The organism is Pontibacter diazotrophicus, assembly GCF_003367245.1.
GTDB classification, from domain to species: Bacteria; Bacteroidota; Bacteroidia; order Cytophagales; family Hymenobacteraceae; genus Pontibacter; species Pontibacter diazotrophicus.
In genome coordinates this window covers 26,302-48,819 of the sequence record NZ_QRGR01000011.1, presented here as the reverse complement: position 1 = coordinate 48,819, position 22,518 = coordinate 26,302, and the positions used below count along the sequence as shown (strand labels likewise).

19 protein-coding genes and 1 pseudogene are annotated in these 22,518 nt (G+C 47.2%); 4 read left to right on the top strand and 16 right to left on the bottom strand.

The genetic code is table 11. The annotated features are described in order from the left end of the window. The first annotated feature begins 43 nt into the window (after positions 1-43). Positions 44-2,044: a heavy metal translocating P-type ATPase gene (locus DXT99_RS11585; protein ID WP_115565720.1), complete on the top strand. Its 2,001-nt coding sequence runs from the start codon at positions 44-46 to the stop codon at positions 2,042-2,044. A gap of 64 nt (positions 2,045-2,108) precedes the next feature. On the opposite strand, the gene DXT99_RS11580 is transcribed toward DXT99_RS11585, so the two are convergent. The 4 genes from DXT99_RS11580 to DXT99_RS11565 all read right to left on the bottom strand — a co-directional run bounded on the left by DXT99_RS11580 (position 2,109) and on the right by DXT99_RS11565 (position 5,971). After that, positions 2,109-3,713 carry a peptide chain release factor 3 gene (locus DXT99_RS11580; protein WP_246000663.1) on the bottom strand — a complete coding sequence of 535 codons (1,605 nt, stop codon included), beginning with the start codon at positions 3,711-3,713 and terminating at the stop codon, positions 2,109-2,111. Between the two features lie 335 nt (positions 3,714-4,048). Beyond that, the gene (locus DXT99_RS11575) at positions 4,049-4,258 is read right to left on the bottom strand and encodes a dodecin family protein (protein WP_115565718.1); all 210 of its coding nucleotides are present in this window, start codon (positions 4,256-4,258) and stop codon (positions 4,049-4,051) included. A gap of 180 nt (positions 4,259-4,438) precedes the next feature. Next, on the bottom strand, positions 4,439-5,530 hold the full coding sequence (locus DXT99_RS11570; RefSeq protein WP_115565717.1) for an acyltransferase family protein: 1,092 nt from the start codon (positions 5,528-5,530) through the stop codon (positions 4,439-4,441). Between the two features lie 108 nt (positions 5,531-5,638). Continuing rightward, the gene (locus DXT99_RS11565; protein ID WP_115565716.1) at positions 5,639-5,971 is read right to left on the bottom strand and encodes a hypothetical protein; all 333 of its coding nucleotides are present in this window, start codon (positions 5,969-5,971) and stop codon (positions 5,639-5,641) included. An 805-nt stretch (positions 5,972-6,776) separates the two neighbouring features. Between DXT99_RS11565 and DXT99_RS11560 the strand changes: the two are divergent. Further along, a pseudogene (locus DXT99_RS11560) lies at positions 6,777-8,311 on the top strand (SulP family inorganic anion transporter). A 187-nt stretch (positions 8,312-8,498) separates the two neighbouring features. On the opposite strand, the gene DXT99_RS27020 reads toward DXT99_RS11560, so the two are convergent. From DXT99_RS27020 to DXT99_RS11530, 6 genes are all read right to left on the bottom strand, one after another. Further along, the gene (locus DXT99_RS27020; RefSeq protein WP_181885104.1) at positions 8,499-8,645 is read right to left on the bottom strand and encodes a hypothetical protein; all 147 of its coding nucleotides are present in this window, start codon (positions 8,643-8,645) and stop codon (positions 8,499-8,501) included. Positions 8,646-8,714: 69 nt separating this feature from the next. Then, entirely contained in the window at positions 8,715-9,926 is a 1,212-nt protein-coding gene (locus tag DXT99_RS11550) for an MFS transporter (protein ID WP_181885103.1), read from the bottom strand. A 240-nt stretch (positions 9,927-10,166) separates the two neighbouring features. Further along, positions 10,167-10,934, bottom strand: a complete 768-nt coding sequence (locus DXT99_RS11545) for an ADP-ribosylglycohydrolase family protein (RefSeq protein ID WP_115565835.1) — start codon at positions 10,932-10,934, stop codon at positions 10,167-10,169. Between the two features lie 70 nt (positions 10,935-11,004). Beyond that, positions 11,005-11,196 (bottom strand): hypothetical protein, encoded by a 192-nt coding sequence (locus tag DXT99_RS11540; protein WP_115565714.1) that lies wholly within the window; start codon positions 11,194-11,196, stop codon positions 11,005-11,007. 73 nt (positions 11,197-11,269) lie between these two features. Next, positions 11,270-11,980, bottom strand: coding sequence for a class I SAM-dependent methyltransferase (locus DXT99_RS11535; protein WP_115565713.1), 711 nt, complete (start codon positions 11,978-11,980; stop codon positions 11,270-11,272). Between the two features lie 299 nt (positions 11,981-12,279). Then, complete coding sequence (locus DXT99_RS11530) at positions 12,280-12,906, bottom strand: DUF2490 domain-containing protein (protein WP_181885102.1); 627 nt, start codon at positions 12,904-12,906, stop codon at positions 12,280-12,282. 560 nt (positions 12,907-13,466) lie between these two features. On the opposite strand from DXT99_RS11530, the gene DXT99_RS11525 reads away from it, so the two are divergent. Further along, complete coding sequence (locus DXT99_RS11525) at positions 13,467-15,047, top strand: SulP family inorganic anion transporter (protein WP_246000661.1); 1,581 nt, start codon at positions 13,467-13,469, stop codon at positions 15,045-15,047. Positions 15,048-15,347: 300 nt separating this feature from the next. After that, positions 15,348-16,130 carry a polysaccharide deacetylase family protein gene (locus tag DXT99_RS11520; RefSeq protein WP_115565711.1) on the top strand — a complete coding sequence of 261 codons (783 nt, stop codon included), beginning with the start codon at positions 15,348-15,350 and terminating at the stop codon, positions 16,128-16,130. A gap of 19 nt (positions 16,131-16,149) precedes the next feature. Here the strand turns inward: DXT99_RS11520 and DXT99_RS11515 are convergent, their stop codons facing one another. The 6 genes from DXT99_RS11515 to DXT99_RS11490 form a co-directional block, all read right to left on the bottom strand. Beyond that, positions 16,150-17,448: a glycosyltransferase gene (locus DXT99_RS11515; protein WP_115565710.1), complete on the bottom strand. Its 1,299-nt coding sequence runs from the start codon at positions 17,446-17,448 to the stop codon at positions 16,150-16,152. 204 nt (positions 17,449-17,652) lie between these two features. Then, the gene (locus tag DXT99_RS11510; protein WP_147294205.1) at positions 17,653-18,570 is read right to left on the bottom strand and encodes an O-fucosyltransferase family protein; all 918 of its coding nucleotides are present in this window, start codon (positions 18,568-18,570) and stop codon (positions 17,653-17,655) included. 372 nt (positions 18,571-18,942) lie between these two features. Then, positions 18,943-19,716: a metallophosphoesterase family protein gene (locus tag DXT99_RS11505; protein ID WP_115565708.1), complete on the bottom strand. Its 774-nt coding sequence runs from the start codon at positions 19,714-19,716 to the stop codon at positions 18,943-18,945. Between the two features lie 76 nt (positions 19,717-19,792). Beyond that, complete coding sequence (arsB, locus tag DXT99_RS11500; protein WP_115565707.1) at positions 19,793-20,881, bottom strand: ACR3 family arsenite efflux transporter; 1,089 nt, start codon at positions 20,879-20,881, stop codon at positions 19,793-19,795. A 209-nt stretch (positions 20,882-21,090) separates the two neighbouring features. After that, positions 21,091-21,936 carry an arsenite methyltransferase gene (locus DXT99_RS11495; RefSeq protein ID WP_115565706.1) on the bottom strand — a complete coding sequence of 282 codons (846 nt, stop codon included), beginning with the start codon at positions 21,934-21,936 and terminating at the stop codon, positions 21,091-21,093. A 48-nt stretch (positions 21,937-21,984) separates the two neighbouring features. Next, positions 21,985-22,317 carry an ArsR/SmtB family transcription factor gene (locus DXT99_RS11490; protein WP_115565705.1) on the bottom strand — a complete coding sequence of 111 codons (333 nt, stop codon included), beginning with the start codon at positions 22,315-22,317 and terminating at the stop codon, positions 21,985-21,987. Positions 22,318-22,518: the final 201 nt, after the last annotated feature.

Sequence of the window (22,518 nt, the reverse complement as noted above, 5' to 3'; positions counted from 1 at the left end):
CGTACAATTAACAGAGGGTGACAAGCGGGAAGAAGATATACTTATGAAGAACAATAAAGCAGATATAGAAACAGAATTCAAACCATTAGAGATAACCTCGCCCAGAACAGCCGAGGCGCCGGGGCCGGACATGGACAGCTGTTGCTCCGGTGGGGCGTGTGCCGCCTCCTCCGGCCAGGTGAAAGAGGCACAGGAAGAGGCGAAGGAATCATACCTGCCCACTATCGTGAGTTTTGTGCTCCTGGTAACGGGTATTGCCTTGGATTATTTCGATGTTGCCTGGTTCACGGGCCTAATCAGGTTCCTGACATTTGGGGTGGCTTATGTACTGGTGGGCTGGCGCGTGGTGTGGCATGCCATCAGGAGCGCACGAAGCAGCTTCTTCAATGAGTTCCTGCTGATGACGGTGGCCACGCTCGGCGCTTTTTACTTAGGTGAATATGCAGAGGGTGTGGCGGTGATGCTGTTCTACGTGGTAGGAGAGCACTTTCAGGAAGCAGCCGTTATCCGCTCCAGAAGGTCCATCCGGGACCTTATTGACAACCGACCGGACATGGTAAACCTGCAGACAGCAAGCGGAGTGACCAGTGTGCCTGCCAAAGAGGTTAGAGTAGGAGAAACAATGTTAGTGCGGCCAGGGGAGAAAGTAGCCCTGGACGGACAACTGCAGTCAGACGCAGCTGCCTTTAACACAGCAGCACTCACCGGAGAAGCGAAGCCCGATACAAAGCGGCAGGGCGATAAAGTGCTGGCAGGTATGATTAACCTGAACACAGCGGCTACCCTGCAGGTGACGGCTGCTTACGAGGATAGCGCCCTGTCTAAAATACTGCAGCTGATTGAGCAGGCAAGTGGGCGCAAGGCAAAAACTCAGAAATTTATTACCCGCTTTGCCAAGGTTTATACACCTATTGTGTTTTTCCTGGCGCTGGGCATTACGTTGCTTCCTTACTTTTTTGTAGACACCTACGTGTTCGGCGACTGGTTTTACAGAGCCCTTGTGTTCCTGGTCATCTCCTGCCCCTGTGCTCTGGTGGTGTCTATTCCGCTGGGTTACTTTGGAGGTATTGGAGCTGCTTCGCGTAATGGTATTCTGTTTAAGGGAGCTAACTTCCTCGACCAGGTAACGCAACTGGACACCGTGGTGATGGACAAAACCGGAACCCTGACAGAAGGTGTTTTTGAGGTGCAGAAAGTAAGTACGCTGTGCCCAGATGAGCAGGAGTTTCTAAGCTATGTAACAGCCGTGGAAAGCCTTTCTACGCACCCGGTGGCGCAGGCTGTAACTGCGTATGCAGGCAAGCCAGAAGTACAGGCAACGCAGGTGCAGGAAGTGCCTGGCCATGGCGTGAAGGGGCTGGTAAATGGCCGCGAGGTGCTGGCCGGAAACGGAAAGCTGCTGCGCCAGTTTGGGGTGACTTATGATACATCCATCGATGCCATACCAGATACAACAGTGCTTGTAGCCATAGATGGCAGCTACGCCGGCCACCTTGTAATTGCTGATAAAATAAAGGCAGATGCAACTGCTGCTGTTAAGGCGCTACGTAGTTTGGGCATCAAACGCCTGGTGATGCTTTCCGGCGACAAAGACAGTATTGTGCAGAAAGTGGCGAAAGAGCTCCAGTTAGACGAAGCTTATGGTGGCCTGTTACCTCAGGATAAAGTAGCTAAGGTAGAAGAGTTGAAAGCACAGCAAAAGAAAGTGGCCTTTGTGGGAGACGGTATTAACGATGCCCCCGTCATTACGCTTTCGGATGTGGGTATAGCGATGGGGGGCTTAGGTTCCGACGCTGCCATTGAAACAGCTGATGTGGTGATACAAACAGACCAGCCTTCTAAAATTGCGACGGCCATCTCTGTGGGCAAAAAGACGAAGCAGGTTGTGTGGCAGAACATCGGAATGGCTTTCGGTGTGAAGGCAGCCGTACTGCTCCTGGGCGCTGTAGGCGTTGCCTCTATGTGGGAGGCCGTATTTGCCGATGTAGGCGTAGCCTTGCTCGCTATTCTAAACGCCGTCAGGATTCAGCGGATGAAGTTTTAAAGCAAAAAGCCTGTACCTCGATTAGGAGGTACAGGCTTTTTGCTTTAAATGCAGTATCAGTTACTTAATACACTTCTGCTGCAGCATCGAGTTTAAAGTCTGATGTAAAGTGGAATTTCAGAGCAGGGTAAGACTCCTGCACCGACCGCAGTACCCAGGCGGTATCGGCGAAAAATACCGGGTTTTCGTCTTTGTCGTAGGCGATGCTGCTGCCTTTGAACGATATAAAGCGAGCCAGCGCCTCCTTGTCTTCTGAAGTTATCCAGCAGGCTTTGTAGTAGTTGAGGTTGTGCAAATCGGCGGTAGCGCCATACTCCTGCAGCAAGCGGAATTTGATTACGTCGAACTGCAGTTCGCCCACTGTGCCAATGATTTTGCGGCTACCCGGCTGCTGCACAAAAAGCTGTGCCACCCCCTCGTCCGTCAGTTGCCGGATGCCTTTCTCCAACTGCTTTGTCTTAAACGGATCTCTGTTGATCACTTCTTTGAAAATCTCAGGGGAAAAGCTCGGCAGGCCTTTGTAATGCAGCAGCTCACCTTCTGTAAGCGTGTCGCCGATTTTAAAGGAACCGGTATCATACAAGCCTACTACATCGCCGGGCCATGCTTCCTCCAGCAGGGTTTTCTCGTTGGCCATAAAGCTGGTAGGGCTGGAGAAGCGAAGCTTCTTGTCGAGGCGTGTGTGGTAGTAAAACTTATTCCGCTCAAACTTGCCCGAACATACCCTGCAGAAAGCAATGCGGTCGCGGTGGTTGGGGTCCAGGTTGGCGTGTATCTTAAAGATAAAGCCGCTGAAAGCATCCTCATCCGGCATCACTTCGCGCTGCGATGCCTCGCGGGGCTGCGGGTAAGGGGCAACTTTCACAAAGGTATCGAGCAGTTCACCCACACCAAAGTTGTTGATGGCGCTTCCGAAAAAGACCGGTGCCAGGTAAGCCTCCCTGTAAAGGTCCAGGTCGAAGTTCTCATAGTACCCCTCCAGAAACTCCACATCCTCCCGCAACTGCGCGGCGAATTTGGGCCCCACAAGCTGGTCTACCTGTGCATCATCTATATTTTCTATTTCGACAACATCCTTTGCCATTTTGGTTTTGTTCACCGAAAAGAGGCGGAGTTCTTTTTCATAGATATTGTATACTCCCTTAAACTGGGCTCCCATACCAATGGGCCAGCTTAGCGGCCGCACATGTATGTTCAGTTCCTGCTCCAGTTCGTCCAGCAACTCGTAAGGGTCGCGGCCCTCCCGGTCCATTTTGTTGATGAAGATGATAACCGGTGTATTGCGCATGCGGCACACCTGCATTAGTTTGCGGGTTTGCTCCTCTACGCCCTTTACGCTGTCTACCACCAGTATCACACTATCAACGGCAGAGAGGGTGCGGTAGGTGTCTTCGGCAAAGTCGCGGTGGCCGGGGGTGTCGAGGATGTTTACCTTATAGCCGGCATACTCAAAACCCATTACGGAGGTGGCAACCGATATACCCCGTTGTTTCTCTATCTCCAGGAAGTCGGAGGTGGCTGTTTTGTTTATCTTATTGCTTTTTACAGCTCCCGCTGTATTGATAGCGCCTCCGAAGAGGAGCAGCTTTTCTGTAAGGGTTGTCTTGCCCGCATCGGGGTGACTAATAATCGCAAATGTCCTTCTTTTAAGGATTTCTTCAGTTACCATCAGGTGTATGTGTTCTCTGGTCTGCGGGAAACCAGGTAAAAAGTAGATTTAGTAAATACCTTTCCTGCTAGCCCTGCTTGTACAGGAAAAGGATGAGCATGTCAGGGTTGTGTAGAAATGCTGTTGTATGCGTAACAAAACATAAGGATATAAAATTACAAAAACAGAGGATGCAAACAAAGCAGGAGGGAAAAGGCACTATAGGAAGTTGCTGTTTGGCATGTGCTGCCGACAGGAGCAGGAGCTATGGTAAAAGGTTGGTGCAGGCGAAATAACAGTGTATGTAAAAAGGCAACCGTAAGATTGCCTTTTATGAAATGTCTGGTTGTTTTCAGTTAGTCTAACTTGTTTACTTCAAAAGAAATCTTAGCATTCACGCCATAGGACACAATCTGGTTGTTTGTCACATTTGCGTTCATTTCTTTAATATAAATAGATTTTATATTTTGAACAGACTTAGCTGCCTCTGCGAGTGCGTTTCGGGTTGCGTCATCAAAGCTCTTCTCTGAACTTGCGATTACTTCTATAATTTTTATTATTGCCATGTTGATAGGATTATACGTGAAACAATTTTATTACAATATTTTTTACGCGACAATCTGTATAGGGTTAACTAAAGTGTTGCTAATCAGTATTTATCAGGCTCTTGTGTCCTCTGGCTTTCGCAGTAACATTCCTGCTTAAAGTATTTGTTTATCTCTTATACAGATAAAGCTGTTTTATTGTCAGCTTGGTTTCATAGAAAAAACCCGCTCTACTCTTGCAAGGTTAAATTTTTGAATGATACGCTGGGTAACAGGAGTCAGGATAATTTCCCGGATTTTATCAATGATAAAGCCTGCAAAGAAAACCAGCACTGTAATAAGAAGCAGGCTGAAGAAGTGTAGCCAAACAGAGCGATGCTGGCTCAGGTTGAACAGGTTCTCGATAAGATATTTTCGGGTGAGCGGGTGATCATGAAACAGGTATACGCCCAGCACATACGGTGATATGCTGTTGACGAAGCTACTTCTGAACCGGAGGTTTTTGAAGAAAAAGAAAAAGGAAACTGCCGCAATCAGCACCAGCGGGTTGTTATAGGCATATATCTTTCCAATACCTGTCTGGCTCATTTGGGTGATACTAAAAATAGCAAGCAGGAACACCGTCAGCGAAGAGACTACATACACTGCAGGGGAGTATTTTGTCAGCTTATCCAGGTTGACGTATTTGCTGATGTACTGGGCAATCAGGTAGATATGTACAAAGCTTATCAGTGAAAAACCACTGTTGGTGCCTACTATGGGGCCTGCCCCAAACATGAACCCGGAAACACTGTTAATGAGGGTGACACTGATAAGGATGAACAAAAACTGGTGCTTATTAAAGGTGTCGATGGCATTGTTCAGAAGCGGGCTTAGCAGGTATAAACCCAGGTAAGCAGTTAAAAACCACCAGATGCCTGAAAAAGCAGCGAACATGGCTTTAATGTACATTTTATAACTAATGTACTCTAAAGACAGTAAGTCAACAGCCAGATTGATGGCAACAGAGTAAAAGACAGCCTGAAAAAATAAGCTGAGAAGGGTCTTGATTTTAAACTTGATCCTGTAAAAGCCGGAAATGAAAACAAAGCAGTTCACGGCAATAATCAGAAAACTCTTCAAAAAGACATAAGCCACCGACGAGCTGTCTGTTATAACATGATCCCCTATAGGGCCTCCCATTTGCGCGCCATGCACAATCAGGTGAAAGCCTATAATCATCAGCATTAAGACAATCCGCAGCAGCTCGATGTTTGAATCCCGGGATGTCTTGTTGTTATTATTGAGAGTCATGTTTCATAGCTTATCGTGCCGGAAGCGCCATATTTTGTCTTCTGGCAGTAGATGGAGGCAGTGGAAGTAAATGGGGAAGTGACTGGAATCTAATTTTCCGGCGAAAGGTTAGCTGCCCTTTACTGTCTCTTTCAGATGCCAGGAACTATGGTTATGCTGCCAGTAAACTTCATAGTAAACCCACTGCGTTTCCTGATCTGAAAACGGCAGTGTTGGCTTTTCCTCGGGTTGGGAATACTTCTCCAGAAAGTCGACGAATTCTTCTTTGTTTACTTCACGCCTTATAAAGCGCGGCTTTTCAACGGCAGCAAACGTATGGTCGGCACTGACAAAAACATAACCGGCTTTTGGTGCATGCTTTATAAATTCTTCCATAATAGCAGGTCTGTTCTCACCTAAAAACTTTAGCTGTTGCAACGCAACACCTCTATCCTCGTCCATGAGTCTTCATTTAAAAATAAATGCAGGGAATAATTCTCCGGTTCGACAAATCTAATTGTCGAGCTAAGCGGTTTTTTTAAGACAAATCGGGAAATACGGCAGCAGACGCGGCCGCAAAACTATTGTGTCAAACGCTGGGGAAAGGTATGCAGCAAAAGAACCTGCCAACAAATGCGGCTGCAGTTATTGCTATAAAAGGCACAAGCAGGAAGGAGCATACCGGGAGGTGAGCTTACTTCAGGGTGGAGTGGGGGTAGAGTGTAAGAAGGTAAGAAACATAGCTGTTTAGAGTCATTTCCAATCACATTAAACTGCACTTAGCAAAATAGGTTACGAGTAAGCTGTATTAATTACAGGTAAGTAACAGGAAATGAACGCAGTGCCGGATACTAATTTGGAGGGTTTGAAAGGTAATAACGTAAAATGTTCTATTTTATGATTGGCTTCTTAGAAAAAATACTTTTACCTTTGCAGCAGTAATGACAACAGCAGTAATGACAACAGCAGTTATACATACAAGCAATACGCCAGACTGATTTAGCCTGGTACAAGCAGCAGGCAATCCCACGCCATAGGCTGCTTCCCTCTATCTGATCTTCTTGAACTCAGATTTGTGCTGCCTTTTCCAGGCCGCATAATATTATCCCCTTATTACCTATTCCGTTCGCTGCCAAAAATGATGTAGCGAAACAGCAGAGAACTTAGTGGTTCTCTCTTAAATCTCTTATCAAGCAGAGCATTACACAGGTGTTTTTCACATGTGCTATGCCTCCAAAAAAATCAGTTTTTATCTCTTCTCAAAATCATGAAACAACATCTGAAAATTTTCAGCTTCAGTCCGACGGTTGAATACAAAATCGAAATCTTAGCTGGTTTAACCGTTGCACTGGCACTCATACCCGAAGCAGTGGCTTTCTCCCTGATTGCCGGTTTGCCCCCTTTGGTAGGCCTCTATGCCGCCTTTGTATTGGGCCTGGTGACCGCCTTATTTGGCGGAAGGCCTGGGATGATCTCCGGAGCCACTGGAGCCATTGCCGTTGTGATTGTGGCGCTGGCACAAACCCACGGGATTGAGTATGTGTTTGCCACCGTTATCCTGGCTGGTATTATACAGGTTATTGTTGGTTTGCTGAAACTAGGGAAGCTGATCCGCCTGGTGCCGCACCCGGTGATGTTTGGCTTTGTGAACGGCCTGGCCATTATCATCTTCATGTCTCAGCTTGACCTGTTCAGGACTATGTGAATGGAGAGCCGGCATGGGTGACAGGCACACCATTGTATATCCTGCTTGGGCTGGTGGGGCTGACCATTGCTATTATGGTGCTCCTGCCCCGGCTTACCAAAGCAGTGCCTTCGTCGCTGGTGGCAATTCTTGTTGTATTCGCCATTGTGGTCGGCTTTAACATCGACACCAAAACGGTAGGGGATATAGCCTCTATTAGTGGTGGCTTTCCTCCTTTTCATATTCCAGCCGTTCCATTTACCCTGGAGACGCTGAACATCATCTTTCCTTATGCCGCTATTATGGCGGGGGTAGGTTTGATTGAAAGCCTGCTGACGCTGAACCTGGTTGACCAGATCACAGAAACCCGCGGAAACGGTAACAGGGAGTGCTTAGCGCAGGGTGGTGGCAATATCCTAAGCGGTCTGTTCTTTGGAATGGGCGGGTGTGCGATGTTGGGGCAAAGCCTTATTAACGTATCATCTGGTGCCAGGGCCAGGCTGGCAGGTATCGTAGCTGCGGTCACGCTGTTGATTTTTATCATGTTCGCCGGCCCCTTGATTGAAAGGATTCCTATGGCGGCCTTAGCAGGCCTGATGATTATGGTGGCGGTAGGTACCTTTGAGTGGGTGAGCTTTAAGATGATTGGGAAAATGCCTACCACCGATGTGCTGATTGGTATATTGGTGGCAGCCGTAACAGTGCTGCTGCACAACCTTGCCCTGGCCGTGCTGATAGGTGTAGTGCTCTCCGCTTTGGTGTTTGCCTGGGAAAGCGCCAGACGCATCAGGGCAAGAAAGTACGTGGATGAGCATGGCGTGAAGCACTATGAGTTATTCGGGCCGCTGTTCTTCGGTTCTGTAACAGCTTTTGAAGAGAAATTTGACGTGCTCAACGACCCGGAGGAGGTTATCATCGATTTCAAGGAAAGCAGAATAGCTGACATGTCGGCCATAGAGGCGGTGAACGTGCTGACGGAGCGCTACCACAAGCAGGGTAAGAAGCTGCACTTAAGAAACCTGAGTGACAGTAGCCAGCGCAAACTCATCAAAGCAGACTCCGTTATCGAGGTTAGCATACTGGAGCCTACTTTTGCAAGAGCTACGGACAAATATTAAACGATGAGCTTTGCTTGATTCACTATCAGCATATCATTTGCAAAAAGGAGGTTATGCCTCCTTTTTGTTTTTAGGTCTATTCTTTACTTTTTCAGTTGTAAACTGTGCAGTGGCTATACTTCCAGCAGGAAAAAAGGCGTCTCATAGCCGGCGTGCTGTAGTACGGGCTTGGAAACATTATATACTTTCACGCCCGTAGAAGTTTCTCCCTCCAGTGTGTCGATGTGCGCGTGCTAAAGAAGTCTGTCCATTTACCTTGGTCATGCGCATGCACGTGAATGTCGCCCACGGCGGCTATTTTCATTTTGCCTGCTGGTGTTTGCTGTTTCTCCATGTTAGTAAAACCTATTCCCCTCTGTTTAGGTTACCTCCGGCTTTCTGCCTGCTAAAAGCTGTTTATTACCTAAACCGGGACCTGTTGCCTCTTAAGCAGCCTGATTCGGAAGCTGTTGATTGTTACCAACCCCAGCGCTGCCGCACAACCAAAGCCAATCTGGCTGACAGTGGTGCCCTGATCAAGCAGGAAACCAATTACCACCGGGGCCAGAGCCGTGCTGAGAACCATGATCATAGAGAACAGGCTTCGTACCTGCCCCACGCGATCGGTACCATAAAGCTCGGCTATCACCGCCGAGGTGACGATGCTGCTCGTGCCGGCTGATACACCAGTAAATAGCAGGAAGACCAAAGCCGCTATTTTACCCGGGATAATGGCGAGGGCAAGCAGCCCGAGCACGAAGGGCATCAGGTAATAAGGGAAGAGTTTACTGGCAGAGAGTTTATCTGTTAATATACCCCCGTATAGCAGGAACAGGAGGCGCACAACAGCATAGCCCGAGAAGCACATCGCATACCACTCCAGGGGCCAACCTTTTTCATTGGCCAGCACATACTGGAAAAAGAATATTCCTGTTACTACAAAACTATAGGCGAATACCGGCGGAATCAGTACCCAGAATGGCTTTTCAGTTACAAGCTGCTTAAAGTAGGCCCATTTTGCCTTGCCGGATACCTCCTCCTTTTCCTCATGCACATCCAGGGCCTCCAGGTTAAGCTTCCGAATGGGGATGAAAATAAGAAGCAGGAAAGAGGCCGTGATTATCAGGGCCACATGCCAGTTCCAGTAGGAGAGGAGCAGGCCAGCAACAAGCGGAAATACCATTTCTGCTGCAGGATAGCCCATTGCAGAGATACTCAGTGCCTTTCCGCGGTCAGCAGAAAAATAGCGGGACATCACACTCAGGCTGATGTGGCTCATAAACCCCTGCCCGCCCAACCGCAGGCCAACCAGTGCGATGAATACCATCGCCGGGTGTATGGCCAGGCCCAGCATAATGGAAGAGGCGAGCAACAACAATATCGTCTGTATAGTGAGGGGCCGGAGGGGGCGGCTATCTACCCGGTGGCCGAACTGTAACAGGAAAAAGGAGGCAATAATGGTGGCAACAGCATAGTACCCGCCAAATACCGACTTTGAAAAGTGAAACTGGTCCAGGATAAACGGGACAAACAGTGAGATAAAGAACGTCTGCCCGAAGCTTGAGAAAAAAGTGAGAAGCCAGCCAAAAAATACCGGGCCTGCGTTTTCTTTAAGGAATAGGTAATAGGTTCGCATGCTAAAATTTAATCTTGAAAGCTGATTCAGACTTACCAGAGTATTGTCTCTCCGGGGCTTCATCAGCAGGTATTCTAAGCCCCGCCAGAAAGTGGGGCGCTACTGGCGCTGAGAACGCAGCGCCAAAAATAAAATCATAAATTGTAAAATACTTCGGAGCAATCCTGCAGCCGGAATGACTTTGTTTCGTTCTGCTTAACAGAACGCAGGAAAAACAGTACAGCGTTTGAGCCCCTGGACCTAGCGATACTTTCTCTCAAACTGTTCCACCACCCTCAGCAGGTCTGCATCCAAACGCGCCTTCGCCTCAGCAACAATACTGTCCGGAACAGATTGATAAAAAGCCTGCGCAATGCCTCCTGCAATGCAGGCAATAGTATCGCTGTCGCCGCCAAGCGAGACGGCATTTCTAATAGCATCCTCATAGTCTGTGCTCTCCAGGAAAGAAATGATGGCCTCCGGCACAGAGCCCTGGCAACTCACGTCAAAGGTATACATGGGCCTTATCTCGTCCAGTTTCCGATCAAGGTCATAGCCGAAGGTGCGGGAGAGGTAGGTTTTAATTTCCTGTTTGCTGTTGCCTTCTCTGGCCAGAAAGATAGCGGATGCCGTTGCCTGTGCCCCTTTTATACCTTCGGGGTGGTTGTGCGTTACTTCTGCACTGCGCTTTGCCTGCGCCAGTACTTCGTCCAGGCTGTTATAGGCAAAGCCAATCGGACTCACCCGCATGGCCGAGCCGTTGCCCCAACTGTTGTAGGGCTGCGGGTCGGGGCGAAAGATCCAAGAGATAAAGGTACCGCCGTACCCTGCATTCGGGTACTTTCTGCCATACTCCTGCAAAGTGCCGGCATAAGCTTTATTGTTCAGGACACAATCTGCAACGGCCACCGTCAGCACCGTGTCATCTGTAAAAACAGCGTCAGGTGAAAACAGTAAGAAGTCTTTGCTTTTAATGTTGTCAGCTTCATACACCGAGCCGATAATGTCTCCTGCTATGGCTCCAATCATATACATTCAAATCTAGAGGGAATGGCTTCTTCAAGCGTGCACCTGTTGCAGGGAAAGCTACTGGTTTTTTCTATTCTTTAATTTTGTAATTACAGGCTCCTTCTGCCATACGGTATTCGATTTTCTCATCGGCCAGCAGTGCCTCTATCACCTTGTCAGTATGTTCTTTGCTGAAGCCTATTTTCTCGCCTAAGGCTATTTCATCCATTTCTCCCTTGTTTTCTTTTAAAGCTTTCAGGTACTTCTCTTTATCTTTTTCCATGATGCTTATAATGTTTGGTTTTTAAGATGCTATACGCAGGCACCTAAAAAAACAGCTGATTTACTTGCTGTTACTATAACGCAGAATGCTTAGCTGTGTTAAACAATGCTTCTTCTAGGGCTCTTTTTTCTTTCTTTAGCATGATATCAGACTTGCGCTGTAGTATCACGACGCTTTTACTGTCCATAAACCGCTGCTCAAAACCGAATTTGCTGCATATTTTGTCAAACGTGCGGCTGTGGTAAAAGACAACATGTGTCGGATCTTTGGCATAGTACCAGTGCTTAAAATCCTCTTCCTCTTTCCATCGCTCCGTCATCACAATCAGCAACCCTTTGTTCTGCAACAGGTTGCTGAGGCGCTGTAAATCCCTGGCCGGGAAAAAGAAATGCTCAAAGCATTCCGTGGCGAAAATAAAGTCATACTTTCTGACCTCTTCAAGTTCCGGGAAAAAACAGGGATCATAGTCATCTACTTCATAACCGGCCTCTTTCAGCAGCAGCGAAAGCGTGGGAACAGGGCCGCAGCCATAGTCAAGGCCTCTCATGCCAGGCTTCAGAAACGGAAGGGCCGGCTGAATGGCTTTATTAAGAAAATCCACATAACCTTTGTGCTGTATGCCGTTCTCGTGCTTCTGGTAATGTTCCGCCTCCTGTGCCCTGGTCGGGTGATGCGCCACGTCAGCAAATATGAGAAGGCAACTCCCGCAGCGGTGGTAAACGCGGGTATCTGGCCCTTGTATCCGCGTGAAGCCGGAGGTATCATTACATAACGGACAATTCATAATTCATTCATCAGGTTTTGGATGAGGCATATTTCGTGCACTTCGTGCTTTCAGGCATAGCAGAAGCCGGCCCTTTGAAATTGGCAAGCTCCAGTGCTCGTACTTATCAGTTCACTGGCCACAGCGTTACCACGCTGCTTCTCTATTTCCAGGGAACAGAAAATAGAGACCTTTGTTATTTGTTATTTTTTACGGCTCCCTTCGTGTTCATAGCACTCCGAACAGGAGTAATTTACTTGAAGGGACTGTCTTGCCTGCGTCTAAGTAGCCGATGGTGGCAAACATGCGTTTGCACAGCATTATTCCAAGACCAGATGCTGATTAATAACAAGCCTGAAGATACTGCCATACTGAAAGACAGCAGGCTCATTTTGCAGTATCAGCCAGCTGTGGGATAGCACGATACTTATTGCGTCTGATAGCTGGTAGAGCACTCCTGTATTGAGCTGATTTTCTGTGAAGAACACGTTTTCTCCAAAAGGATACACATACACCTCATTCCAGAGATGAGCAGCTACATTGCCCCGCCGGCCACTTTCCTTTCTCAGATCATAGCTCACCTGTAGGAAATATCTTGTCCTGGGGGTGAAAGAATAGCCTTGCTGCAGCTTCTCGTTTTCAACAGGCCGACCAAACAACTGCTCAACCCGTAGACGTTGTGCAAAATTAAACCTGTTTCGCTCCAGTCCCAGTACTACTTGCTGGTGTGAGCGCCACTCTGGCTGCCACATGTCTGCTTCGGTATCAACCACACCATTAAAGCCAATTCCTAAGCCGATATTCAGCATTTTACTCACAGGACGCGCCAGCGTGGTACGGGCCAGTATCTCTCGTTGCCTGTCCGGCGAGAAGGACCTGGTGTTTTCATACTCCGTCATTAGCAGCCATTCATCACCAGCATTTAGCTCATTATAGTATCTTAACAAATAAAGTTTAAGATACTCATTATCTGCCTGGGCACTTACACTAAAGGAAAATGTATTTAACAGAAACAACATCAAAACCGCAAAATGGCGCATATGCTAAAACAAAATGTATTGGGCATATCTCTTCTCAAAGTGATATGTTCATGAATTCTTAAAGTGGGGGCTGGGCATTATAGGACTTCCTTGTTTGTATTCGAAAAAAGGGAGTGAGATGTTTAGTTTCTAAGAGGATGAAGCAGTTATGTTAAAATGAAAACGGAGCTGGTTATGCGCATTTAAAGAATATTTCTATCTTTGCAGCCACAATGACTATCACAGCCCCACATATAAGTAATACTCCAGACTGATTTAGTCTGATACAGGCAGCTGGCATTTCCTTGCTTCAGGCTGTCCTTTTCCTCTCTGATCTTCTTGATCTTTGATGCCTATCGCCTATACCAGGCGGAGCATACACCATGCTTCAGAACTAAGTCAAGGAAGAGGTGAAGGACTAGTATATAGATTAGCACTCGATACAATCAATAAGCAATCATTTACAAATAAACACTAAAAATCATTTTATGGATCAAAATAATGCATCTTCGCCCGGAGAGGTAAAAAGCGGGATGTTCTCGCATGTTAAGACAGATATTCCTGCGGGTTTAGTAGTATTTCTGATTGCGCTCCCTTTGTGCCTTGGTATCTCACTGGCCTCTGGCGCTCCCCTTTTCTCAGGAATTATTGCTGGTATAGTAGGCGGTATTGTGGTAGGCTTAGCCAGTGGTTCCAAGATTAACGTAAGTGGGCCGGCAGCAAGTGTGGCGCTTATTGTGTTCACAGCAATACAATCTTTAGGCTCATTTGAGATTGTACTGAGTGCTACCATTATTGCCGGAATATTTCAGATCATACTGGGGTATATCCGTGCCGGTACCATTGCATACTTTTTCCCTTCTTCCATGATCAAGGGAATTCTGGCTTCCATCGGACTCATCCTGATTATCAACCAGATTCCGCACGCTTTTGGATATAGAGGAGAGGGCTTGTTCGGAAGTATGGAAGATGGCTTTGTGAACGGCATCTTTACTGTTATCAATAACATTGTGGATTATATCAGTCTTGGGCCTACCATCATCACGCTGGTTTCCCTGGCTATTATTTTTATATGGGACCAGCCTGCTCTGAAGCGGCATGCCTTTTTCAAATTTGTGCCATCTGCGCTGGTAGCGGTACTTGTCAGTATTGGTCTTTACCTGCTGTTTAACTCCTATTTTCCAGGTCTGGCGCTGGCAGAAAACCACCTGGTGCAGCTTCCGGTAGCCGATGGCATCGTTGATTTCTTTTCCTTCTTTACGTTTCCTGATTTTTCTCAAATCGCGAATGTTGAGCTGTACACCGTAGCACTTAGTATTGCCTTCATCGCCAGCCTTGAGTCTTTGCTGAGCACAGAGGCAGGCGATAAGCTGGACCCATACAAGCGTAAAACCTCCACCAACCGTGAGCTGAAAGCACAGGGAATTGGTAACATCGTGTCAGGTTTCATAGGTGGATTACCTGTTACGGCTGTTATTGTGCGTACTTCTGCCAACGTTACGTCAGGAGGTAGAACACCACTTTCTACCATCACGCATGGTACTATTATGTTGATCTGCGTGATGGCCATTCCCCGAATCCTGAACATGATTCCGTTAGCGTCCTTGTCAGCGGTACTGTTTGTGGTGGGGTATCGGTTAACCTCTGTCACCCTTTACAGAAACATGTACAGGCTGGGTAAAAGGCAGTTTGTGCCATTTTTTGTAACGGTGCTGGCCGTGATGTTCACCGACCTGATAACTGGTATATTAATTGGTGGCGCTGTATCTGTGTTTGTTATTCTGCGCGATAATTACAAAACACCTTTCTTCGTTGATAAGGAGAGCCATCACGAAGGGGAAAAAGTGGAGTTGGTGCTTGCACAGGACGTTACTTTCCTGAACAAAGCCAGCATGATGCTGACGCTCGATCACGTGGCCAGAAACTCGGAAGTAGTGATTGACGCGACACGCTCTGTGAACATAGATGATGATGTGCTGGAGATTATTGAAGAGTTTAAGAACACCGCCGCATACAGAAACATCCGCCTTACATTGATTGGGATGGATAAATTTGGTGTAACTGCTTAATATCAGCGGCAGCTTTTAATTGACGTCTTTTGAGCTGAATAAGAATATTTCAAATATTGAGCCTTTTAAGTGGCTATAGGTAGAAAAGCGGTGTAGGAGTTTCCTGCACCGCTTTTCTTTTTTTGAAGTACTACCTGAACCTGCGTGTGCAAAAAACTAGATCATACGCAGGTATGGCAGGCATTTCCTTTTGTGCTTGTGTACTTACATTTTGTTTATGATATTGACTTGTCATCAGGAGCCTGAACAAGATAGACAGGAAGAGGGAGCTTCACGATAAGTAATTTTGACACCTTTAACATGGAAAACAATATTCAGCCGGCACCTCTCAAAAAGCTCTACCTGACCATAGACGACTTCCCTACAGCAGCCTCAGAGGATATGCTTCATTTTCTGTTGGAAAAGGACATTCGGCCTATTATTTTTTGTATTGGTCATACGCTGGAAAAACAGAAAAAATTAGCTGTAAAAGCACTTTCTGAGGGTTTTATACTTGGCAACCATTCCTACGCACACCAGCATTTTTCAAGGCTTTCGTTGAAAGATGCCCTCGAAGATATCTTCAAAGCCGACAGGATTCTAGAGGAAATTCATGCAACGGCTGGGGTCGCCTGGGAAAAGAAATATTTCAGGTTTCCTTACGGTGACAATGGGGATGGCAGGTTGGGGAGGATATTTACAAGAAGCTTCAATCCCTGGAAGAAGTTAAAGAAAAAAGCGATTCAGGAAAAGCTGGCGGAACTGGGTTATGTGACTCCAGCCATTCCGGGCATCTTATATTCATACTATAACCAGACACTGCTGCAGGAAAAGGATATGCACTGGACCCTGGACGTAATGGAGTGGTGTCTGAAAAAGGAGGAAGGAATGTTTGGCATTCAGAAAGAAAGAGATGTGCTGCAAAGGCTGTTTTCAGCAAAACCGTTTGATTGCAGAGGCAGTGTTCCGGAAAAACAGTACGGCTTGCCTTGCTCAGATTCAAATGAAATTGTACTGATGCACGATTGTGAGAATACCTTCGACACCTTCAAAAATATAGTAAATGAAATCCTGTCCAGGGGGTACACCTTCTCCAGTTTTTGAGTAGGAGCCTGTTTAAGTCTTAACTTTCCAGCGACTGGTAAATTTTTACATACTCGGTGGCTACTTTTTCATTAGAAAAATGTGCTCTGGCCGTCTGCGCTATTCTTTCTCCAGGAAACTCGTTCCGCAGCGTTTGAAAGTCCATGCCCTCCACGGGTGTTTTTTTAACATCCCGGTCACCCAGGCCAATATCTATCACCATACCTGTATGATGTTCCTGCACGTAACTGGCAGCACTCAGCACGTTGCTGTTAACAAGAACAGGCAGGCCCACAGCGTTGTATTCCACTACCTTGGTGCCGAGTGCTATTTTTTCTTTCCCTAAATACAGCAGCCCAAAGTCAGCTGCCGATAGCAGTTTAGGAACCTCAGCATAAGCAGGAGAGAGTATCAGGTATTCGTTGTCGCTGATACCATTGTCCAGAAACACTTTCTCGGTGTATGACCGGGAGCCATGGGGTATCAGGAAGAGGAACAGGTGTTTATTAGCAATAGCCCGAAAATGAAGTATGAGCTGCGCGTATAGCAGCGGGTCATGCCATGTGCCGGCACCTAAGGTGCCCAGGTAGCAGAACACCACCTTACCTTCTAGTTCATACCTTTCTCTGAAGTGCTTCCTGTAAGTTGCATCGAATTTAAAATCAGAGCAGCACACATTGTTAGGTATCACTTTGTGCTTAAACCCAGGGCTGGCTTTCTGATAATGCCGGTAATACTGTTCGGAGATGCATACCGTAACAGAAGATTTTTCTAAAAGCTCCCGCTCCTGCCTTTTCCAGAAGCGGAAAGGAGTACTGCCTTTTTTCCAGGAGTTCTGGATGAGGTTTTCCTCCGGGTAATCGGAACGCGGGTCGAAAACCAGTTTCACACGACTATGTAGATTCTTTAACGCCAGCACTGCGGCCGCGGCCCGGTAACTGCGGCAATGGAAAATAGAAATCTTGTCCAGGTGAAGGTACTTTAAAAGAACGGGCAGCACCAGCAGCTTTAGGACCCAGAGAAAAGTGCCTGTGTGCGCTTCATGCGGCCTGAAGCCTACGCCTTTTTTGTAGGTGGGGAAAAAGTAAGGCAGTGGAAACGGGAAAGGAACCGGTAGAAAATTCAATTCAATGGGGTGTGCACTGAACTCCTTTGCGAAAGTTTTGAAATGGCTCTTTTTGGTAAACTGCCAGAACCAGGGATAGATGTATAAGAGTCGAATGCTTAAACGATTGTCAAGACCAGCAGCTGTCTGCAAAAGTTCCAGCACCTGCCGTTTAAGCAAAGGGCTCCAGATTTCTTCACCATAAATAACATAACAAACTTTCAGGTGGCTCATGTAAACCGGGAACAGGATGGTTTCATTTTTAAAGTTAATTTCGAAAGGTCATTAAAGCGAGCCAAACTTGGTTTTGAGGTAAGAGGAGTTTCTCTATTAGCGGGAGTCGGCGGCTGTCTTCAATCTTCACTTCTGACTGCGGCTCATGCGTTGAAGCTGTTCCTGATTCTTTCATAACCAGATGCTGCATACGCTTTACTTCCTTTAGCACTCACTGCTGGCAAGCCTGTCGTTGTGAACAAATCTTTTTCCATCTTCAAACACATCCTGAGATATAATCACACTAAACTGATGTAAGGCTATTTTCTCATCTTTAAACTGTAGAATCCGGAGGGGCACTTCTCCATAAAAGGAGGCCCACATGGAAAAAGTACTGGGAGCACCCATAATATAGTCTGTTAGTGCTAAAGCATATAACTCCTCTACATCAACAGAGCTAGAGACTTGAAATGTGTTCAGTCCTTCAAAATGTGCAGGATCTACTTTTTCATCAGAGCACAGTAAGAACACAACGCTCTTGCCCATGGTGTTCAGTTCTTTCTCCAGCGCAGCCATGTACTTATAATATGTGGCGTCTTGGAAATAGTAGGCGCCACCTTTAAATGAGCGATAGTCGTTGCGGCGGATATGTACACCAACGATTACCTCATGCTTTGCGCGTTGCGCATCTATTTGCTGGTCTATATTATGCGCTAATGTCTGTTTGGGCTTAAACAAAAGCCGGACCTGCTCATGGTATTCAGGTAAAAGAAGGTTCTTCTGAATGTGATCAACGCCGCTTTGAAAAAATATGCGGGTTTTCTGACCGGAGAGAACCGCATTCCAACGCTCGTTCTCCCAAAAGTCTTTATCAGCGTAAACATTAGAAAAGCGCAGCACACCTTGCGGTAGCTTCTGCGTAAAATGGTACAATAGTTTTTTTCCTAAGCCACGCTTTTTAAAAGGATGGTGCTTCTGCACCTGGATGCCCGGTATTGCCTGTAGATTCTCAAACAAATCGTAGTATTCTTCAAAGTGAAGTATCAGCAGTTCCTTCTCTGCTTTAAGGCAGAAAGAGATAAAGGGTACGTAAGACCACAGTCGGTTGCACAACCTCCCGGGATGATCCTGAAGAATTATCATCTAGCCAAAGGTTGAATTGTGATGTGGAGAAAATTTAACATAATAGAGACAGCTTTAAATATAAACATAGCTAAATACTATTATATTTAACATACTTTAACTTTAAAGTTTTATAAAGGTTCTATTTAGTTGCTCTTTCTGCTCCACGCAGGGTTTTCAGATGACTAACAGTTCATTGCCAGGTGTAGGCAGGAGACAAGCAGACACTGCTTTCATATTGTATAACTCGCGGGCGGACTTTATTTTGTGCGTCTGGTAAGAGGTGGCGAGGTGCAGCTTGTTAAGCTAGTGCTGAGGAGGTACTGAAAAAGTACATTCTCATGTAAACAGAAAAGCTACCTGCTGGGAGGTAGCTTTTCTGCTGTGTTTGCTTTAATACGCCTTTCGCAGCATGTCCGCGTACTTGTCGGGCAGCGGGCTTTCTTCTACGGCTTTGGCAGCCTGCTCCACATCGTATTTAAACCGCACAAATTCCACTTCTATACTTTCTCTTGTGGCGGCACTTCCGTTTTCATCTATTGTGATAATGGCATAGCAGCCCCTGGTGTCCCCGTCTTTTGGTTTTCCCACTGAGCCGATGTTTATCGCATGGCGGTAGCGGGTGGCGCCTTCCTGCTCCTGGGGCAATACACGGTGAAAAGGCTTATGGGTATGGCCGAAGCACATGATGTCGGCATCTGCGTCCTGCATAATGCGGAGCAGGCTTTTCTCCTCCCGGTCTTCAAACAGGTACTCATTTATTTTGCGCGGACTGCCGTGCACCAGTAGCAGGTTCAGTTGCTCATCATTCAACTGGTATTCTACCCTGATGTGGGCGGGCAGGGTGCGCAGGTACTGGCGCTCTGTCTGCTGCACTACCTCATTCGTATAGGAGATAGAGACTTTCCCCATGGCCTTGTCTTCATCTGTTTTATAGGCACAGCCGCACTCATCACTGGTTCTGCCAATACCAAAGTCGTAGTTGCCGGCGATAGTGGGGATGTTGCGCCTGCGGACTTCATTGATGACCTCGTTTGGCCAGATGTTATAACCCACCAGGTCGCCGAGGCAATAGGTGGCGTCTATCGTGCGGGTTTCCATATCGGCAAACATGGCTAGCAGGGCCGGCAGGTTGGCGTGTATATCCGAAAAGAGAGCGATTTTCATTTTATGAACTGCTTTAGATAATGAACTTCAGAAATCAAAATTGGGAATGAACTATAAACGAATAGTTAAGGAAACGCTAACTTTCTACAGGAGCCAGTTGTACTGGCTTAGGGGCATAATATTTTCTCCTGAACCAGAAAGCCACGTTTACCAGCGCAATAAGGGCCGGTACCTCCACCAGCGGACCTACCACTCCGGCAAAGGCCTGGCCTGAATCAAGTCCGAAAACTGCAATGGCCACTGCAATGGCAAGTTCGAAATTGTTCCCGGCAGCGGTAAAGGCTACAGAGGCGTTTTCAGCATAGTTGGCTCCGGCAGCCTTGCCCATAAAAAAGCTGATAAGGAACATGCTGGCGAAGTATAGCACCAGCGGCACCGTAATCCGGAAAACATCGAAAGGGATAGACACCATGAGCTCACCCTTCAGGCTGAACATCACCAGAATGGTAAATAACAAAGCGATGAGTGTGATAGGGGAGATGGCAGGTATAAACTTGTTCTGGTACCATTCCTGCCCTTTAAGAGGCACCAGTATGACCCGACTCAGCACGCCTGCCAGAAAAGGAATACCCAAATAGATGGCCACACTCTCTGCAATAACACCAATAGATATTTCTACTATCGCACCTTCAAACCCAAACAGCGGAGGAAGTTTTGTGATGAAAAGCCAGGCATAGAAGGAATACAAAAACACCTGGAAAATACTGTTGAGCGCCACCAGTCCGGCAGCATATTCCCGGCTGCCATCCGCCAGGTCGTTCCAGACCAGCACCATGGCAATGCAGCGGGCCAGGCCAATGAGTATCAGGCCCGTCATGTACTCGGGGTAGTCGCGCAGGAAAGTGATAGCGAGCCCAAACATCAGCAGTGGACCAATAACCCAATTCAACAAAAGCGAAAGTCCGATGACTTTCACATTACCAAACACCTTCGGCAGCAGGCGGTAATTTACCTTCGCCAGTGGCGGGTACATCATCAGGATGAGGCCAATGGCAATCGGAATATTGGTTGTGCCACTGGAGAGCGAGTTTACATAGCCGGAGCTCTCGGGGATAAAGTAACCGATGGCAACTCCAACCAGCATTGCCAGAAAAATCCAGAGGGTAAGGTAACGGTCCAGAAAACCGAGGCGCTTCCGGTTATGAGCAGGGGCGCAGTGTTCCATATTTATTAGCATTCAAGGCCCCTTGCACATAGATATGTGTGCGAGGCGTAAGATTAAGTAAGGTGTGTAAATCAGCTGATACACCTGAACTAGCATGAGAGCCCGAGGTTGTTTACCCACCTCTGCCCCTCCGAGGAAGGGAATATACTAGGGAGGAAAATTCCCCTCCTTGGAGGGGCAGGGGTGGGTTCATTTAATTGAGTAGCAATTTAGCAACAACCTGCGCCGGGGGCACAGCAGGCAGAACTGGCAGGCTTATCGCCGTAAACGGTAATGCTGTAGATACCTGTGTTGCTTTCGCGGAAGGCGCGGAGGCCAGCCTCATCGAGGTAGTCTCTCAGGATTTCGTCCGGTACCTGGATGGCTTTTTCTTTTTGCACCACCACATTCTCAAAACCAGTTTCCCGGATGATCTGAAGGTATTCTTCCTTCTGAATGGCACCAGACACACAGCCGGCATATAGCTCACTCGCTTTCACAAGGCCTGCAGGCAATTCGCCTACCAACACTACATCAGATATGCTGAAATGTCCGCCCGGCTTCAGAACACGGTATGTTTCGGCAAAAGCCTTACGCTTGTCAGGCACCAGGTTCAGGACACAATTGCTAATCACCACATCAGCACGGTTTGCAGCGATTGGCAGGTCCTCGATTTCACCCTGGCGGAACTCTACGTTATGGAAACCAAGCTTCTCCGCGTTATCGCGGGCTTTGGAGATCATGGCCTCCGTCATGTCCACCCCAAGTACTTTCCCTGTTTCGCCTACTATGGCACGGGCCACAAAGCAGTCGTTGCCGGCACCGGAACCAAGGTCAATCACTACATCACCGGGTTTTAGCTGCGCAAACTCTGTCGGCACACCACAGCCCAGGCCTAAGTCGGCATCAGGATTGTAGCCTTCTAACTGGGTATAATTATCAGCGAAAATAGCATAGTCTACAGTGCAGCAGCCGGTGGCGCCACAGCAGGATGCCTCATTTTGCTCCTTGCTTTGCAGGGCTATTTCACCGTACTTCTCTTTTACAATCTTCTTCAACTCTTCTGCGTTGTTCATAGTCTTTAAGTTTTATCGGTTTATTACGATTAATTATATCAAATTTTTTTAACAGCAGTTCGTGCCACAAGGAGTATAGTTCGAAAACAATACCTGCAGCATTTGCTGTGCCTGCTTCCAGGCTTGTTCATCTATACAATAGCATACTTTTTTCCCGTCTATATCGCCTTTGATCAGACCTGCTTCTTTCAACTCTTTCAGGTGCTGCGACACCGTTGACTGCGAGAGCGGAAGTTCCTCCACAATATCGCCACAGATACACGACTGGCGCTCCAGCAAAATGCGTAGGATAGCTACCCGTGCCGGATGCGCCAGCGCCTTTGCATATTTTGCCAATAGCAGGTCGGTTGCTGTAAATGCTTCTGTCTTAGTTGTTCCCATTGCGCTGGTTTATCATCGTAAAGTTACGATAATAACTGGTTTAGCCAAAAAAGGTTTTACAAAGTTTAGGTGTTCTGATTAATTTTTTCTTTTGAAGAGTGTAGCTCACGAAGGTGCTGGCAAAGTTCCAGTTTCGTGCAGTATGCTGCCCTGCTGATATTTTACTATGAAGCCTATGCGCACCTGCCAAAGCTCTCTGGT

Coding starts and splice junctions, on each gene's coding strand:
- DXT99_RS11490 (WP_115565705.1), bottom strand. CDS start 22,317: ATGGGAACAACTAAGACAGAAGCATTTACAGCAACCGACCTGCTATTG.
- DXT99_RS11545 (WP_115565835.1), bottom strand. CDS start 10,934: ATGATTGGAGCCATAGCAGGAGACATTATCGGCTCGGTGTATGAAGCT.
- DXT99_RS11570 (WP_115565717.1), bottom strand. CDS start 5,530: ATGACTCTCAATAATAACAACAAGACATCCCGGGATTCAAACATCGAG.
- DXT99_RS11520 (WP_115565711.1), top strand. CDS start 15,348: ATGGAAAACAATATTCAGCCGGCACCTCTCAAAAAGCTCTACCTGACC.
- DXT99_RS27020 (WP_181885104.1), bottom strand. CDS start 8,645: ATGGAGAAACAGCAAACACCAGCAGGCAAAATGAAAATAGCCGCCGTG.
- DXT99_RS11525 (WP_246000661.1), top strand. CDS start 13,467: ATGGATCAAAATAATGCATCTTCGCCCGGAGAGGTAAAAAGCGGGATG.
- DXT99_RS11515 (WP_115565710.1), bottom strand. CDS start 17,448: ATGAGCCACCTGAAAGTTTGTTATGTTATTTATGGTGAAGAAATCTGG.
- DXT99_RS11585 (WP_115565720.1), top strand. CDS start 44: ATGAAGAACAATAAAGCAGATATAGAAACAGAATTCAAACCATTAGAG.
- DXT99_RS11495 (WP_115565706.1), bottom strand. CDS start 21,936: ATGAACAACGCAGAAGAGTTGAAGAAGATTGTAAAAGAGAAGTACGGT.
- arsB (WP_115565707.1), bottom strand. CDS start 20,881: ATGGAACACTGCGCCCCTGCTCATAACCGGAAGCGCCTCGGTTTTCTG.
- DXT99_RS11550 (WP_181885103.1), bottom strand. CDS start 9,926: ATGCGAACCTATTACCTATTCCTTAAAGAAAACGCAGGCCCGGTATTT.
- DXT99_RS11565 (WP_115565716.1), bottom strand. CDS start 5,971: ATGGACGAGGATAGAGGTGTTGCGTTGCAACAGCTAAAGTTTTTAGGT.
- DXT99_RS11505 (WP_115565708.1), bottom strand. CDS start 19,716: ATGAAAATCGCTCTCTTTTCGGATATACACGCCAACCTGCCGGCCCTG.
- DXT99_RS11575 (WP_115565718.1), bottom strand. CDS start 4,258: ATGGCAATAATAAAAATTATAGAAGTAATCGCAAGTTCAGAGAAGAGC.
- DXT99_RS11580 (WP_246000663.1), bottom strand. CDS start 3,713: ATGGTAACTGAAGAAATCCTTAAAAGAAGGACATTTGCGATTATTAGT.
- DXT99_RS11535 (WP_115565713.1), bottom strand. CDS start 11,980: ATGAATTGTCCGTTATGTAATGATACCTCCGGCTTCACGCGGATACAA.
- DXT99_RS11540 (WP_115565714.1), bottom strand. CDS start 11,196: ATGGAAAAAGATAAAGAGAAGTACCTGAAAGCTTTAAAAGAAAACAAG.
- DXT99_RS11510 (WP_147294205.1), bottom strand. CDS start 18,570: ATGATAATTCTTCAGGATCATCCCGGGAGGTTGTGCAACCGACTGTGG.